A 16,782-nucleotide genomic window follows, 5' to 3' on the forward strand; every position below is an offset into this window, starting at 1 on the left:
CTACCTATCGGTTGTCAAATAGGTTATCCGCTGTTAGTTGGATGTGTGCTCTAAAGAGCTCGACGGCACGATCGCTGTCGCGGCTAAGAACGGCATCCGCTAAAGCCTTATGCTCGTCGCGGCCATCGCGAGTCGGCTGCTGTTGGAACGACCAATGTCGATAAAATTCGCTCAAATCCCAAAGGCGTTTGCAGATATCCAATAGAACCGGATTTGGACATGCGGCGATAAGTTCGTAATGAAATTGACGGTGGATGTCAGACCACTCTTCGCGAACGGCAAGCTTTTGATTCACTTCCTTGTACTCGGCCGTTTGCGATAATTTGTGGTGAACGGCGATGACATTGGATTCCCATGTGAGATCGCCATGGGCGATGGACAGGCGTAATGCTGCGGATTCATTGATCGACCGCGCTTCTATGATGCTATTCAGTTCTTCTTCCGACACCGTCTTCACTGAAAATCCGTGATTCGGGTTTTGCAAGACAAGGCCTTGGCTTGCCAACCGGGTCAATGCTTCCCGAACGACAGCAACCGAGACATCGAAACCTTTGGCTAATTCCGAAACGGTTAATGGAGAGCCCGGTTCATATTGTCCGGACAGAATATCAGACTGCAGTTTTTTCGTGACATTTTCGCTTAATGTGGACGAACCATTTCTTTTGGCCATGAAGCCGGCACCATCCTTCATGCACATCGGGATTAAACACGTTTAAATAGTTTACACCTAAATCAATAAAAAGCAAAGATTAAATTCGACAATGGGAACATTAAACGATTATCATTTACAAAATCGATTCTTTTGAATATAATCGATTTTGTATTAAAAAAAGGAGGTAGTTTACTGTGAGCAACAACCCATTTGCCAAATTACCGGAAGTCGCAGTCTTTCAGGTGACGAGTAACGACATTGCGGAGGGCCTTCCTCTACCGCCACAGCAATTCTCGGGGATGTCAGGGGTGGAAGGCGGCCAAGATCTTTCTCCCCATTTGAAATGGTCGGGTGCGCCCGAAGGGACGAAGAGTTTCGCCGTAACCGCGTATGACCCGGATGCCCCGACCGGATCGGGCTTATGGCACTGGGCCGTCATCAACATCCCTGCCAGCGTCACCGAACTGCCGGCCGGCGCAGGCGACGAGCATGGTAGCGGTTTGCCGCAAGGCGCCTTGCAACTGCCTAACGATGTGCGACTCGAACGGTTTATCGGTGCGGCGCCTCCAGCGGGACACGGTCCGCATCGGTATTATTTTGTCGTTCATGCACTGGATGTCGAGAACATCGGCGTCGACCCTAAAGCCACGCCGGCTCTCTTAGGATTCACTATGCTGAGCCATACGCTGGGGAGAGCCATCCTCGTGGCAACAGGGGAAATCAAGTAACCTGTGCCACCAGCCGATAGAATTTTGAGGCGTTAGATCATTTGCGGCTGTGGGCGCAAAATCAATTTACCCTAATTATGAGAACTTCTCTGTGTTGTGGTGTAGAGCAACAACCCCGGCAGAGTTATTGAAGTATTTCTTTGCTGCCAGTACTTAGAGGCATTTCTTTGCTGTTGCGGCAAAGAAATACTTCCAGTTTCACGGAGTGATAAATTTATCATCACAGGCATTCAGGAGCGTTGCTTAGCAATGCTGTTTTGTCCTATAGAAATGAGGCGTCCCAATGCAAATAAATCATCGCATTCAAAAAACTGCCGGAGAGCTATTGCTGGGCATTCTTGTCTTTACACTCATTATCTCCGTTATGAATGCAACCATGTTTAATGTTGTACTTCCGGCTATCAGCAAACAGTTCCAACTTTCGCCATCGCAAGCGAGCTGGATCATCACGGGCTATATGATTGTATATGCAATTGGCTCGGTAACTTACGGGAAATTGACAGACAGATACAGCTTGAAGAATTTGTTGACGTTTGGTCTGCTACTTTTTGCAATTGGGTCTGTTGTAGGCTTAGTGGCTATTCAATATTGGATGGTAATAGTGGGACGAATTGTACAGGCGGCCGGTGCATCGGTCATTCCGGCGGTTGCAATGATCGTGCCGGTTCGTTACTTTTCACCCGAAAGGCGCGGTCGTGCGCTGGGTACCGTCGCAATCGGGTATGCACTCGGTTTGGCACTCGGTCCGATCATTGCCGGGGTGGTGAGCAGTACGTGGAACTGGCGGGCTTTATTTGTGATTTCGCTTTTATCGCTGCTTACGTTGCCAATGTATCGGAAATATTTAGATGATGAAAAGGGAGTCGCCAGAAAAATGGATTTTATTGGCGGATCGCTTTTGGCGGGCACTGTAGCCGTTCTGTTATTGGCTTTAACAAAAGGGAATATATGGCTAGCTGTCGCGGGTGCTATTTTTTTCATTTTCTTCTTAGTACGTATTCGCTATGCTTCAGCGCCGTTCATAAACCCGGCTATATTTCGAAACAAACCGTTTTCATTCGGTCTAATTATTACTTTCGTAATGATCGGGATTAGCTTTGCTATTCCATTCATTACACCTCAGCTGCTTTCTTCTGTAAACCATTTGTCACCGGTTTTCATCGGAATGGTTATGTTGCCGTCATCCCTAGTGGCAGCGCTTTTGGGGCGACGGGGCGGCAAGTTAGCTGATGAAAAGGGAAATCCGTTTCTTATGTATATAGCAGCAGCACTTCTTATGATCGGTTTCATTTGTTTGTCTTCAGTCGTTGGCATGTCGCCAGTCTTTATTGCGATCTTTCTTATTTTCGGTGTCCTTGGTCAATCGTTCATGCAAATTGCAATGTCGAACACCGTTTCACGAACGCTATCAAAAGAGCATATAGGAATAGGAATGGGACTGTTCTCCATGATCACTTTTATTTCTACGGCTGCATCTACAGCTGCACTCGGCAAGGTACTGGATTTCGGCACATCGACCGTTCGCTTAAATCCGATACCTCAAAATAGCACTACTTTCGTATATAGCAACATTTTCCTGGTATTAGCCATTCTGGTCGTTGTGATCGTCGCATTTTATTATGTACAATTTGGGCGTGTAGCTAAAATGGTTAAGAACGAAAAGATGGATAGCGAATAAGTAAGGTACACATCCTTTCCTACGGAATAGTTGAACTAACAGATGAAAGAGCCACTCCAGAATTCGGAGTGGCCTATTCGCTATCTTATAAACATCTTGTTGTGTTTAGATGATGTTTGGTGTTTTGATAATGTCCGGTGAACCATATCATAAGTTTAATCTGAAGCTACGTTAATCTGGAAGTTACTTCAATAAAACAGGGAGCAGTTGCCGGCCGCGGCAATCTACTCCCTACTTTTGAACTAACGTTCTATTAGTTCAATGCTTTTCCTTGAATCAAGCTTCTTATCTATATGAATGAATTAGAGTAAGCCCTTGCGATTGAAATCAATCAAATCAGGGTTTGCCTCCTCAAGCATATCTTCAAACTTATCCCACCCATTTAATTTCGCAAAATTTGCTTCCTCTAATGTGATTGGAACTAACCATGACATAACAATTGGAAAGTTGTCATTCCCGAAAAATGTATGAAACGAATTTGGAAAATAAATAGGAAGTGTAACATACAATGCTTCTAATCTTGAATTATCAAATAAAGAACCATATGGGCCAATTACGTCCCCTCTTAAGTACGCCATTTTATTGTTTAACGCCTTTAAACCAACTTGTTGGATGATTCCGGGAATATTTTTATCTCCAAACGTTGAATCCGAAACAAAAACTAATTCTTGTCGAATTTGTTTTCCTGAAACAGATGATTTTAACGTGTCATTACTCAAACCTAAAGTTGAATATGTCGTAGTTCCAGAAAACGGATGGCCATTACTGTATTTCACTATTTGAAATGGAAGTTTATTACCATCTGCGTCCTTACTCCAACAATATTGGATTGTACTCGGATGCCTTTCCAAAAATTATAATAAATCATTCATATCTCCTCCTATTTCCTTTCATCGGTGAGACCGTCAAGCCCTTCAGGAACTAAAGGCTTCTTCTGTCAATTCCAGATTAATGCTGGCGGCAGCAATACTGCCAGCCGCAGCAGCCACGATGAGTTGTGAGGGGAATCCAGTGGTCACTTCCCCAGCTGCAAATAAACCAGGTACCGTGCTTTTTCCCATTCCATCGGTTAGGATTCCACCTAGATCGTTTACCGCATAACCAAGTTCTTGTTGAAAACCAGCCCGTGGGACCCACTTAGGTGCAATGAATCCGCCTGTTCTCTCTATTCTAGATCCGTCCGTGAACTCCACTAGCCGCAACTTGCCATCACTACCATGAAAAGCAGATACAGATTGTTCAGAGACAACGATGTCACGGGAAGCTAATATTTGCTTTTGTTCATTAGTCAGAATGCCAGGGCCATTGGTACAGACGATAAGATCGCGACTCCAATTATAGAGCAACTTTGCATGTTGGAACACGCGGGGATGATCCCACAACACAAATAACGATTTGTCCCTGAGTTCCCAGCCGTCACAATATGGACAGTAAAAGAGGCTTTTTCCATATAAATTCCTGACACCTGGGATATCTGGCAATGTTTCTTGCAGGCCTGAAGCGAACAATAGCTTGCGAGCTTGAATTTGTTCCCCCTCGTGTGTAGATATTAAAAATCCTGCATTAAGCTTGCGAATATCCGTAACTTCAACGGGATGATGCTCTACTGACGGATACTTCAGCACCTCCTCGTATGCGACACGCCGAAATTCTGCTGGTGTAACACCATCGCGTGTAAGAAAACCATGTGAAGCATGCGTAACGGCATTTCGTGGCTTGTTATGATCGAACAAAGCTACGTTTCTCCTTGCCCTGCCTAGAACTAATGCTGCATTGAGTCCAGCCGGGCCCCCGCCAATGATTGCACAATCGTAAATCATGTTAATCCTCCTTCTCAGTATGGTTGCAGGAACAAAACTATATTCAATTATTTTACGGGCCGCTTAACGTACGAAATCCGCGTTTTGTTGGCTGAACCTCATGTAGTCCGTTTCCGGAATCCTGTAATTCTTACAATATAAAATATCCTTGATCTGATCCGTTGTTAAACCTAAATCAAGATACAGTTGAATCGTATTTATCAGATCAACAATAGAATCATCAAACTCACGTTAATTATTGGCATGACAAGAAACCGTGAGTAATCCTTTCTGCTAATAATACCGTACGGATCTGGCACTGATCCCGGTTAGTTTAGCGATTTTACTTATTTTCAAATCATGAACTCCCTTCTTTGTAATGATTAGTTTCATCATAAAGTATGACACTAGCGTTAAAGTCAAGTCCTTTTTCTGCAGATATGGATAAGGTTTTGTTGCGTATAACTGCCCGTTAGCTTAATGCCCCATTGCAACTAAATTGTTGTTAATCATACGCTTTAACTCAGCAAAAAAACGTTCACCCAGAGTTAATGAGTGAACGCTTTTTTATTTCAAAACTTTGTTTGTCTTTTCAAAACTTCATTTGTAATTTCAAAACTTTATTTGTCATTTCAAAACCAATTTGTCATCCAACATTTTTATTTCAAAACCCGCGTTGACAATCCCCGCTCCACGAAATAAAATATTTTTACGTAAAAATATTTCCACACAAAGGAGACTCATCCAAATATGAAAACAATCATTTTCGGAGTAAGCGGAACCGTCGGAAAAGCATTAACGAAGGATCTTGCCGTTAAGCACCATGATGTCTATGGAAGCTATCATTCGAATATACCATCATTTTTACCTTCCGATCGTTCGATTCAGCTTGCAATCGCTGATCTGGATTTACTGGACACCTTTCTACATGAAGTGAAGCCCGATTTCGTCGTAATGGCATTGCGCGGTGATTATGCGAAGCAGCTTCAGTTCCATGTGAGAACTGCTGACTACTTGAGACATGCAGGCGGTCGAATGGTGTTGTGTTCAACCTCGAATGTCTTTGATGCCAGTATCGATTCCCCGCATTATGAAGAGGATCTTCCCTCGGCTGCAAGCGATTATGGACGATTTAAAGCGGAATGTGAAAAAGTATTGGCCGAGCTGCTGGCAGACAAGTTAATCATCGCGCGGATTCCGGCACTTTATGGCCGGGATACGCCTCGAACGAACGAGTTGCGACAACAGCTCCAGACCGGTGAGCCTATCAAGCTCTATAGCAATTTATATTCCACCAGAAACACGGACCATCATTTGGCCTTGCAACTTATCTATTTGATGGAGCATGAGCTGACGGGCATCTACCACCTCGGCACTGCTGATTCTATGAATCATGCCGAATTCACGAGGAAACTGTTGACACGATGGGGTTATCACGATGCGGTATGCGAGGTATTGAAGCAGGATACTTTTCACTCCGTCATTCCCGATAGATATGATAACTCCCTGCTAACCCGTAAACCTTGGCCGAAGAAGCTGCAGCTCACGCACGAGCAGTTGATTGCATTTTTATCATAACAAAAAAGGCCCGGCTGCGACCTGCTTCTGATTTTAAATCCGGTACTGACTTGTGAATTGGAAAATCTCATCGACCGCTTGCCGGTACCCGCCTGACTTCTGAAAGGTTTCCTTCATCATGAAAACCGCTTCTTTGAAAAAGGCGTCATTCAACACACGCTCTGCAGCTTCCCGCAGCTGATTCGCCGTCAAGCTCTGCATGTGCAAGCGAATGCCTGCACCGATGCCGGCAACCCGCCCCGCTATGATCGGCTGGTCCGCGCTTTGCGGGATGACGATGAGAGGAACCCCATAATAGAGACCTTCATGGGTACTGTTCATTCCGCCATGCGTAATAAATAAAGCAGCGTTCTGCAGGACATCTGTCTGCGGAACATAATTTCGGACGATGAAATTGGGTGGAATTTCTCCAAGATCGGTAATGGGAGTTCTATTCCCAACCGACATGACAATGGAATGTTCCGTATTTCCGAAAGCCTCCATACAAAGCTTATAGAACTCAACAGCTTGGTTAAAGACGGTCCCCAGCGAAATGTAAATGCATTTCTTGCCTTGGATTGCAGGTAAGTCGATGCTTTCATGCACTCGTGGAGCGATAGAGGGGCCGACAAATGTGTAAGATTGGTCGAACGCTTGCCCATCAGGCTGGAACTCCCTTGTTGTATAGACGATTGTAAGCGGCGCCGGGTTACAGAACACCTCGTAAGGCGTTTGAATCTCCACAGCGTATCGATCGCTAATCCTTCCCGCAAGGCTCTGAAATTGATCATAGATAGGTGTAACGATTTCCGCTGGGACTTCCGCTTTAAATCGCTCTAACATGGAATCGAATGCTTCTTGCGTCTGTGCAAAGGATGTACAAGAGTTGATAGCAGGAAGCTTAAGGATTTGAGCAAGGATGCGTCCGCAACCGAACATGGAATCATGGATCATGTAATCGAAATGTTCATCTTGGATCTGGTCAAGAACGCTAGGTATGACGATGTCTGCCGTATGTAATAGACCGTTGATTCTTTCAAGTGCATAGTTTCTTCCGCCTGACAGAAAAGCTTTAATAAATTTAGTTTCGTCAAATGTACGTACGGAAGCTCCCGCCTTCTCCAAACGCTCGCGATATGCTTCTATAGCGAAATATACGACTTCTTCTCCACGCGAAACAAGCTCCTGCACAACGCCAATCGTAGGATTGATATGCCCCTCTGATCCGGCGTTAATAAATAATACACGCGCCATCGCTAGCCCTCCTTAGTTATTGTTCTCTAAGTTTATCATATACCGCAAAGCATAAAAAAGCGGACCTTCTTGTACAAGAAAGTCCGCATAAATACGTACCGAGCCGGCAGCAGGCAAGTGCACAGCACTTGATCTGCCGTAAGAGCAAGCAGTCCACTCGAATGAGGCCTCACTTCCTCAATCGATCCGTCATGATTCCATTTCACCGCCTTAGTCCTAAGCAGGATTAACCTCATTCCTGGCATTCCCCTGTAAATAAGCGGCCACATTCCCTACAGCGATGTCCATCAACCGGCTCCTGGCCTCGAAGGTGGCCCATGCCATATGCGGCGTTACGATGCAGTTCCTGGCATGCACGAGCGGATTGTCCTTGCCTGGCGGTTCTATGGTGAGTACATCCAAGGCGGCTCCAGCAATCGCCCCCGCGTTCAGCGCTTCAGCCACATGGCGCTCGGCCAACAAGCCCCCTCGCGATGTATTGATGAGGAAAGCGGAAGGCTTCATCAGGGCGATCCTCACCGAATTCAGCAGCCCTTCCGTCTCGGGGGTGAGCGGGCAGTGCAGGCTTACGAAGTCCGAAGCGGCGAGCAGCTGCTCCAGCGGTACCCGTTCCACGCCTTCTTCCCCTGCTTCCGGCAATCGGCCTTCTCTGCCGGCAACCAGGACGCGCATCCCGAACGCCTGAGCCAAACGGGAGACCTGTTTGCCAATTCGCCCATAGCCGACAATGCCGATTGTTTTCCCCGCCAAAGCGATCTGCCTGCCAAGCGTATAGCTGAAGTCCGGCGATTCCGCCCATCCGCCTGAACGCACGCTTTCCCCATGTTGGCCTACCCTGTGACATAGCTCCAGAATCAGAGCAAATACGAATTGAGCCACGGAATCCGTCCCATATTTCGGCACGTTGGTCACGCAAATGCCTTGGGCGGCAGCCGCTTCGACATCAACAACATTGTAACCAGTCGCCAAAACCCCGATATATTTCAGTCGGTTTAGACCGGTAAATGCCTCTTTGGTAAGCGGCGTTTTGTTCGTTAACACGATGTCCGCTCCTTGAATGCGTTCCTTAACGAGCTCCGGCGGCGTGCGATCGTACACCGTCATCGTTCCCAGCCTCTCCAGCTCTGCCCAGCTCAAATCCCCGGGATTGAGCGTATACCCGTCAAGCACTACGATGTGCATGCTTTCACCTCTTGATCAGTACTGCGTATAAATGACTTTATTTTCCGTGTAGAACTGCTGATTGGTACTGCCGATGGAGAAAGCCCCAAAGCCGGACAGCTTCACGCCGCCGAACGGCATATGCGCTTCGCTTGCCGTACCATGATTAATGTGTACCATCCCGGCTTCGAGACGTGCGGCGAACGCATTCGCATCGTTCAATTCATCCGTGAATACCGATGCGGCCAGGCCATACTCGGTCCCATTGGCGATCCGCAATGCGTCTTCCTTCGTATCGGCTTCAATGACCGAAAGCACCGGACCGAAAATTTCCTCGCGGGCAATCGTCATGTCTTCGGTTACCTTCACGAACAATGCCGGCTCCATGTAAGCGCCCGTTTGGTACGTTCCGCCGCTGAGCACAGCGCCGCCATACAGCAGCTCCGCTCCCTCTTCCTTGCCCAGTCGGACGTAACGCTGCACGGATTCCAGCTGATCTTGGTTCACGAGCGGGCCCATATGAATGCCTGGTTCCCAGGCCGGGCCTACGCGCAGCCCCTTCACTTCCTCCAGCAATGCCGCTGTGAGTTGCTGTGCCTGCGATTTAAGTACCACTACCCGGCTGATGGATGTGCACCGCTGACCGGAGCAAGCAAATGCTGCAGATACGATCTGCTTCGCTGCGCCCGCAAGGTCCGCATAGTTCAATACCGCGGCGGCATTCTTACCGCCGAGCTCCAGCTGCGTGCGCACCAAACGCTCGGCAGCTATCTGTTGAATGCGCAAGCCGAGCTCCGTAGATCCCGTGAAGCTGATCCCTTTGACACGGCGATGCTTCGTAAGCGGATCTCCCACGCGGGAGCCTCCGCCTGTCACCATGTTCACGACTCCGCTCGGAACTCCGGCTTCTGTGAACAGCTCCATGAGCCTTGCCGACGCCCAAGGCGTTGCAGAAGCAGGCTTGAACACGACGGTACAGCCGTAGGCCAGTGCGGGAGCGATCTTGCGAACCGGGGTAACTACCGGGAAATTCCATGGGGCAATGGCCGCAACGACGCCAATCGGATAACGGACAACCGTATTGCTGACATTCCGGCGTTCGCTTGGAGCTGTTTCGCCCAAGATCCGCGAGGCTTCGCCGGCGGCAAACCGCGCTTCCTTCGCCGCCCGGGCCACTTCGCCACGGGATTCGGCGATCGTCTTGCCCTGCTCGGCAGACAAGCGATAAGCCAGCTCGTCGCGGTCAAGCTCCAGCAGGTCTGCGAACCGCAGCAGCATCTGCCCCCGCTCCGGGCCCGGCACCGCGGACCAGCTTGAGGAGGCGGCATCCGCCGCCTCAACGGCTCTGTTCACGTCTGCGGCGTCGGAATCGGCGAAGCGCCCGAGTACCCTTTCGCGCTCTGCAGCGTGAAAGATAGGGAATGAACGTCCTCCCTCTGCAGGCGTCCACTCGCCGTTTATGTAGTTGCCATAGTTTTTACCGGCCGCTTCCTGCAGCCAACTAAGCATTTCATGCTCTGACATCACGCATTCGCTCCTTTCGTTACCTGACCGTAACGGTAGTGGACTTGGACATTGCGGCGCGGCATAGCTGTTTGAGATCTTCATGGGTCGGTTTCACAGGATTAACCGGCACGTTGCCCGATTGCATCGCTTCTTCGGCAATCATATCCAGTGCCTCCTCCGTTACGCCATAATCCGAAAGCGTCTGTGTAATGCCGATATCCGCTTTCAACCGGCGAATCGCAGCAACTGACAGCTCTGCACCCTCCCGCAAGGAAAGATCGTCGGTCTTCTCACCGAAAATGACGGCAATTTCCTTGAATTTCTCCAAATTTCCAATCAGATTGAAGGCCATAACTTCAGGCAGCAGGATCGCGTTAACGACACCGTGTGGAATTTTGAAATGTGCGCCCAGCGGAATAGCAAGCGCATGCGAAAGCCCGAGACGCGTCGGATTGAACGCCATGGCCGCGATCAGACTGGCAAGCAGCATATCGTGCCGCGCTTGCAAATTCTCTCCTTGGACGACGGCGGTCCGCAGACTGCGGGCAATCATCTTCATCGCCTGGATCGACATGCCCTCGGATATCGGCTGTGTTGCTTTATTAACGTAGGATTCCAATGCGTGCGTCAAAGCGTCCATTCCCGTGGAAGCCGTGAGCGCAGCCGGTAAAGAGACCGTCAGTTCCGGATCGCATAATGCCAATGACGGACAATTATACGGGCTGCCCACGCTCAGCTTGACCTTCGCTTTCTTGTCGGAAAGCACCGACCAAATCGTAAGCTCACTACCGGTCCCTGCAGTCGTTGGAACCGCAATGACTGGAGCTCCTTTGCGCGGCACTTTGTTGATGCCTACATAGTCGCGAATGTTGCCTTCGTTGCCTAGCATCAAGCCGACAGCCTTCGCCGTATCGAGCGAGCTTCCGCCGCCAATGCCGACAACCAGGTCGCAGCCTTCGGATTGGGCCAGCTCCGTTGCCGCTGCAACCGATTCAATATTCGGATCGGGTTCAATGTCCGAGTAGATGACATATGGAATTTCTTCTTCACTTAACGGTGCTGTTAGCCGGTCGACGCCGCCTGCTTTAAGGACGCCGGGATCACTGACGATAAGCACCTTGCTTCCGCCAAGCTCACGAACATGGCGTGGCAATGTCTTCGCAGCTCCATGGCCGAACTCTATGGCCGTCGGCAGCTCATATCGGAATATCCGGTTGATCATCTTATTTCCTCCTTTATGTTCAATCCATATTTTTGGGCAGCGAGGCTACCACGCTAAATCCCCGGTCCGGCCTCCGGTCTACATGGAGACCGTATTCAGTTCCGTACAGCATTTGCAAACGATCGTGAATGTTCTTCAAGCCAAGACTCTTCTTCGGCTCGGCATATTGTCCGGCATGCTTGTGCAAAGTGCTGCGAATAGCCGCCAATTTCTCATCGCTGATCTCCGCTCCGTCATCCTCCACACCGATATGAAGCGCTTGCTCATCGACAGCCGCCCAGATCGTAATCGTTCCTTGCTCTTCCTTCATCTCAATCCCGTGAAAGATGGCGTTCTCCACCAGCGGCTGAATGATAAGCTTCGGAATCTGGTAATTTAACGTCTCCTCAGGAATACGGGTTTCGAGCTCGAAGCGGTCTCCATACCGGAACTTCTGGATGCTGATGTAATCTTTGACATGCTGTAGCTCCTCATAGAGGCTGACAATAGGCGCGCCCTTGATACTAAAACGGAAAATTTTCGCCAGACTGACCGCCATCTCCCCAATATCAGGAGCTTGATGAATGTCCGACAGCCATTTGATGGACTGCAGCGTGTTATACAGAAAGTGCGGGTTAATTTGCGCTTCCAGCGACGCCAGTTCAGCTTCTTTTTGCTTCAAATTAGAGACGAATACCGTTGAGATCAAGTTCTGAATGTCGCCGATCATAATATTGAAATGCTTGTTGAGCTTTCCAATTTCATCCGAATTGTCCACTCTGGCGCGGACTGACATGTTGCCTTCCGCCACCTTCTCCATGAGCCGGATCAAGTTGGAAATGGGCCGTGTGATGCGCTGGCTTAGCAAGTAAGCGATAATGGTGCTCATCACCGTCATGATACAGACGGAGATCAATATAATATTTTTGACTCTGGATGCATCGACGAACAATTCGTTGGCAGGAACAACTGTAATTATTTTCCATCCCGTTGTATGGATCGTAGCGAACGCGACCAGCTTTCGAACATCGGGTTCATCGGTGAAATAGTAGCCGTTATCCTCCGCGAACACAGGCTTGAACAGCGCGCTCTTCGCCGCTTCCAGCTGCTGGGTAACAAGCAATTTGTCGCTGATGGAGATTACGTTGTTCACATCATCCAGAATCATCGTGTATCCGTTCGGAGCCACACGGCCGGTTGTATAGATGTTCTCTAAGGTTCTCTCATTGACGTCCATCCACAGGATACCGATTTGCCGGCCGTATGAGTTGCGAACTTTCTTCAGGAAAGTGACTACATTGGCATTCGAGCTAATCGTATACCCGCTTACTTTGTGGGAAGGCGACCACTTGGCATCCGCCGAATCGGATTGGCTAAATGCCTGAAACCATGGAAAATCAGTGAAATTCGGCTTCTCTCTTAGTTGATTGGCCGAGGAGAAATAGGTTCCGTTCGTATCGATGAAATACATGCCGTTAATATCGTTACGGTAAATCGTATATTTATTCATCTCATCTTCAACGCTTCGGCTGATTTGGCTTTTTTCATAATCGGAGGCATACGGATACGCTTCAATTTGCTTTTTGATCGGGTTAGGCAGGTTGAAAGAGTCGTAGAAAGCCGTATTGGCCGCCTTCTCGGCATCCTCCAAAATGACTTCCGAGTTGATGGAAAGCTGATGAACGGTTTGCTGGATCGAACGGCTCAAGTTATTGTTGATAATATGCGTCGCTACACTGTAGGCAAAATAACTGACGACCGTCAAAGGCAGTACGACCAGACTTAGAAAAGATAGCATCAGCTTGGTGAATAAATTCAAACGCACCTTTTTCATGGCGCAAGCTTCCTGAATTCACCAGGCGTCATCCCCGTATGCTTCTTAAACATCTGCCCGAAGTGGCGAAAATCCTTGTAGCCTACCGCTTCCGCAACCTCATAGTTCTTCATGCCGCCTCCGGCAAGTAACTCCTTCGCCTTCTCAAGCCGCAGTACAGCCAGAAAATCGGAGAAGTTGCTTCCCGTTTCTTGAACGAATAAATAGCTGAGATAGCTGCGGTTTAAGAACACTCGGTTCGCTGCGTCAGCAAGCGATATATCATCCTTGTAATGCAGATGAAGAAACTCGATCACATCGCGAATGACTTTACTGTACGGTTTGGGCAAATGCTGATGTAGGGTGTGCACGGATTCCTGAAATAAAGCTTCCAAGCTTATCACGGCTTCATTCAGCGTATCGGACAAGTACAAGACTTCACGCACCCGCTCATGCAAATCCGTCTGGATTTCACGGCTCCGTTCCTTCAGCAGCATTTCCAGTGATTCCGCCAGCTTCAAATAAAAAGCTTCGATGCTCTCCGGATCGTACATGCAGTCTTTGGCAAAACGAACCTTCAATTTCTCCATTTCGTCAAGCATCGCCTTCGTACTGCCCAACTGCAGCGACTGCATGATCGTCTGAATGATATCGTTACCTGAGAAGGCTTTGCCCGCTTCCTCACCCGTGAAAGCGAAGATCCGTTTGGCCGGGTACAGCCAGCGTAATTTCAACGCGCGGTCGGCATCGCGATAAGACCGGCGCAGCCCCTGAAGGCCGGAAGCGATACTGCCGAAGCCCCAGGTGGTCGGCACGCGCAAATATTCCAGCACTGCCGCTTGCGCCTTGACTACAAATTCCTCCATCTTTTTGTAATCGCTCTCATCTTGATTTATAACTAACACGAGACTTCCGGGACGAAGATCGACAAGCTCGCCGGTCCCCTCTGTCCGAAGCAGTTCTTCGAGAATATTTTGTACGGCATAATGAAGCAATCCGCCATCCCGGAACAGGGTGCTTTTCTCTTTGAACGAATTGATTTTCACCAGGGCAACGGCATTTCTGCCGCAAATGGAATCATTTAAGCCGACCACATGCTCATAACGCTTAAGCTCTTTCTCACCGGATTCACCGAACAACAGCTCCTTCAGCACTTTCTGTCTGGCTATGCCGACCGATTGCTGCAGAAGGTGTGACAGTTGCTCCTGCTCACGAAGCTTACCCCGTTCGTCAACAATTTCTTGCGTCACTTTGTCGATCGTTTGTCCCAGCGATTTGCTGTCAATCGGCTTGAGCAGATAGTCCGTCACTCCGATCGCAATGGACTTCTTGGCATAGCTGAATTCATCATAGCCTGAAATAATGACGATTTTGATAGCTGGCCATCGTTCTTTAACGGCTCGCGACAGCTCCAAACCGTCTAATCCCGGCATCCGGACGTCTGTCAGCAGCAAGTCCGGCTGCCGCTCCTCGACCATCTGCAGGGCAATTCTTCCGTTCGGGGCCGTTTGAATTTCGCCGATTCCATAGCTGCTCCAATTTATCGCCTTCTGAATACCCATCCGCATCAACGGTTCATCATCTACGATTAATGCTGTCAACATACTCTTGTTCCCTCCTGCAATGGATACTTGATTTCGGACGATCGCGTTGCTAACTATAGAATTCAACGAAGCTGCTCCTTTCCCTTTAGAATTGCCTGCGTCCCGCTATTTCCTGAACAAGGCGTGGGCAGGGATGACCCTTGGGATCACCTTCTGACCGTCACCCTCTGACTATACGGCTCACCGCCGCAAAATCCAGCTCACCGCTTTCCTTGGCAGCCATTTCATACAGCTGAAATGCATGTGAAGTCACCGGCATCGGCTGACCGGCCGCTTCCTGAAGGGCAATACCGATGTCCTTCTTCATGAGATGAAGCTTAAAGCCCGGCTGGAAATTATGCTCAGCAATTGCCTGGGCTTTGTTCGCGAACATCCAGGACCCGCCGGAGCTGCTGCCAATCACTTTCTGCAAGGCGGCCAAGTCCACATCCAGCTTCTCCGCTAATGCGATTGCCTCGGAGGCAGCCAGCATATGCACGGCGGCGAGCATCTGGTTGATTGCCTTCACCGCCTTGCCTGCGCCGATCGCACCGACGGAGTGCACCGTTTGGGCGATCGCGCCAAGGATGGGCTGTGCCAGCTCCAACGCCTCCTCGCTGCCTCCAACCATCACCGTGAGCGTTCCCTTCTCCGCCCCGATCGTGCCTCCGCTGACGGGAGCGTCCAAAACCAACGCCCCTCTGGCAGCATAAGCCTCCGCAACCTCCTTCATCGCGCCTGGAGATCCGGATGTCATCTCCATCAGCAATTGGTCTTCGCGCACCTCGGCCAGCACCTCGCTAGCGAGCAGCACCTGCCGCATTTGCCGGTCCTCCGGCAATATGCTAATGACCGCGCCGGCAGCGGCAATCGCCTCCGCCGGGGAAGCGTGCACCTCGGCCCCGAGCCTGCGGAGCTCATCTGCGGGAGCCGGGTCTCGGTGAACGGCTACATGCAGCTTAAAGCCTGCTCTCGCCAAGTTTTTGGCCATCGGCAAACCCATCGCGCCCAGCCCGAGAAAGGCAATTTGACGCATATCTAGCGGATTCATCGTGATTTCCCCCTTGGATGTGAATGTAATGATGGAATAAGGAAAAACCCCGGCGTAACCGGGATTTTCGTACTTAGTAGCCGGCAACGGACGCATCGACGGATATGCCCATTTTATCGTACAGCTTGCGGCGGCTCTTCTTATCCGCTTCCATTTCCTGAGTGGCATATTTGGCAACTTCCCACGCTTTTTCAATAGGCACAACTACGATGCCGTCGCCGTCCGCTACGATGATATCGTTCGGCCGCACGAGCTGGCCGTTAATGTTAACCGGGATATCTTTGGCCTGGAACTCAACGCGCCCTTGCACCATCGTTTGTGACACATAACGGGAGAATACCGGCACTTGATTCAGGATCAGCTCATCCGTATCGCGCGCTCCGCCATTCGTGATGATGCCACGACAGCCTTGGCTTTTGTATTCCAAGCCGTTATTGGAGCCGATAATGCCGACGTTCGTATCGCTGGCGTCAAGCACAAGCACATCGTCTTCGCCGATTTCCTTACCCCAATGATAGGTGGCAACGTTGCCGTACCAGTGATTGGAGAATTTCGTATAAGCTTCCGGATCCATCGTAGGGATCGTGCGGTTTGTCGGCACGAATTGAACCGTTTTGGCAAAGCCGCAGAAGTTTGTGCGGAAGAGAGGCTTGATCGTATCTGTGTAGATACTGCCCACGAAATGCATCATGTTCCAATCCATGCCGTCACGCACGTCTGCAACGCGCAGCTTACGGTATACTTCCATCAATTTTTGCTTTTCTTCTTTGGTCAATTCGATCATTTTCATTCACCTCAA

At 49.5% G+C, this 16,782-nt stretch carries 14 protein-coding genes; 3 read left to right on the forward strand and 11 right to left on the reverse strand.

The features are described from left to right. Positions 1-4 precede the first annotated feature (4 nt). The gene (locus PUT07_RS19965) at positions 5-670 is read right to left on the reverse strand and encodes a GntR family transcriptional regulator (protein ID WP_274470143.1); all 666 of its coding nucleotides are present in this window, start codon (positions 668-670) and stop codon (positions 5-7) included. A 176-nt stretch (positions 671-846) separates the two neighbouring features. Here PUT07_RS19965 and PUT07_RS19970 point away from each other — a divergent pair, with 176 nt between their 5' ends. Continuing rightward, a complete protein-coding gene (locus PUT07_RS19970) occupies positions 847-1,380 on the forward strand; it encodes a YbhB/YbcL family Raf kinase inhibitor-like protein (RefSeq protein ID WP_274470144.1) in 534 nt (177 codons plus the stop codon). 283 nt (positions 1,381-1,663) lie between these two features. Continuing rightward, positions 1,664-3,058 (forward strand): MFS transporter, encoded by a 1,395-nt coding sequence (locus tag PUT07_RS19975; RefSeq protein ID WP_274470145.1) that lies wholly within the window; start codon positions 1,664-1,666, stop codon positions 3,056-3,058. A gap of 302 nt (positions 3,059-3,360) precedes the next feature. Here PUT07_RS19975 and PUT07_RS19980 read toward each other — a convergent pair whose 3' ends face one another. Together PUT07_RS19980 and PUT07_RS19985 are read right to left on the reverse strand one after the other, a co-directional pair. Beyond that, positions 3,361-3,909, reverse strand: coding sequence for a suppressor of fused domain protein (locus PUT07_RS19980; RefSeq protein ID WP_274470146.1), 549 nt, complete (start codon positions 3,907-3,909; stop codon positions 3,361-3,363). A 63-nt stretch (positions 3,910-3,972) separates the two neighbouring features. Beyond that, positions 3,973-4,878 carry an NAD(P)/FAD-dependent oxidoreductase gene (locus PUT07_RS19985; protein WP_269868936.1) on the reverse strand — a complete coding sequence of 302 codons (906 nt, stop codon included), beginning with the start codon at positions 4,876-4,878 and terminating at the stop codon, positions 3,973-3,975. A gap of 729 nt (positions 4,879-5,607) precedes the next feature. On the opposite strand from PUT07_RS19985, the gene PUT07_RS19990 reads away from it, so the two are divergent. Next, the gene (locus tag PUT07_RS19990; RefSeq protein ID WP_274470148.1) at positions 5,608-6,435 is read left to right on the forward strand and encodes a sugar nucleotide-binding protein; all 828 of its coding nucleotides are present in this window, start codon (positions 5,608-5,610) and stop codon (positions 6,433-6,435) included. Positions 6,436-6,468: 33 nt separating this feature from the next. Here the strand turns inward: PUT07_RS19990 and PUT07_RS19995 are convergent, their stop codons facing one another. From PUT07_RS19995 to PUT07_RS20030, 8 genes are all read right to left on the reverse strand, one after another. Then, positions 6,469-7,668, reverse strand: a complete 1,200-nt coding sequence (locus tag PUT07_RS19995; protein WP_274470149.1) for a macrolide family glycosyltransferase — start codon at positions 7,666-7,668, stop codon at positions 6,469-6,471. A 216-nt stretch (positions 7,669-7,884) separates the two neighbouring features. Next, entirely contained in the window at positions 7,885-8,850 is a 966-nt protein-coding gene (locus PUT07_RS20000) for a D-2-hydroxyacid dehydrogenase (protein ID WP_274470150.1), read from the reverse strand. 15 nt (positions 8,851-8,865) lie between these two features. Further along, positions 8,866-10,353, reverse strand: a complete 1,488-nt coding sequence (locus PUT07_RS20005) for an aldehyde dehydrogenase family protein (RefSeq protein ID WP_274470152.1) — start codon at positions 10,351-10,353, stop codon at positions 8,866-8,868. 19 nt (positions 10,354-10,372) lie between these two features. Then, a complete protein-coding gene (locus PUT07_RS20010; RefSeq protein ID WP_274470153.1) occupies positions 10,373-11,557 on the reverse strand; it encodes an iron-containing alcohol dehydrogenase in 1,185 nt (394 codons plus the stop codon). Between the two features lie 19 nt (positions 11,558-11,576). Next, the gene (locus tag PUT07_RS20015; RefSeq protein ID WP_274470154.1) at positions 11,577-13,370 is read right to left on the reverse strand and encodes a cache domain-containing sensor histidine kinase; all 1,794 of its coding nucleotides are present in this window, start codon (positions 13,368-13,370) and stop codon (positions 11,577-11,579) included. Then, positions 13,367-14,953 carry a response regulator gene (locus PUT07_RS20020; RefSeq protein ID WP_274470155.1) on the reverse strand — a complete coding sequence of 529 codons (1,587 nt, stop codon included), beginning with the start codon at positions 14,951-14,953 and terminating at the stop codon, positions 13,367-13,369. Before PUT07_RS20020 ends, PUT07_RS20015 begins: the two co-directional genes overlap by 4 nt. 160 nt (positions 14,954-15,113) lie before the next feature. Continuing rightward, a complete protein-coding gene (locus tag PUT07_RS20025) occupies positions 15,114-15,983 on the reverse strand; it encodes an NAD(P)-dependent oxidoreductase (protein WP_274470156.1) in 870 nt (289 codons plus the stop codon). Between the two features lie 73 nt (positions 15,984-16,056). Beyond that, complete coding sequence (locus PUT07_RS20030; protein WP_274470157.1) at positions 16,057-16,767, reverse strand: RraA family protein; 711 nt, start codon at positions 16,765-16,767, stop codon at positions 16,057-16,059. Positions 16,768-16,782 lie beyond the last annotated feature (15 nt).

Source organism: Paenibacillus sp. MAHUQ-63, assembly GCF_028765165.1.
Lineage (GTDB): Bacteria > Bacillota > Bacilli > Paenibacillales > NBRC-103111 > Paenibacillus_E.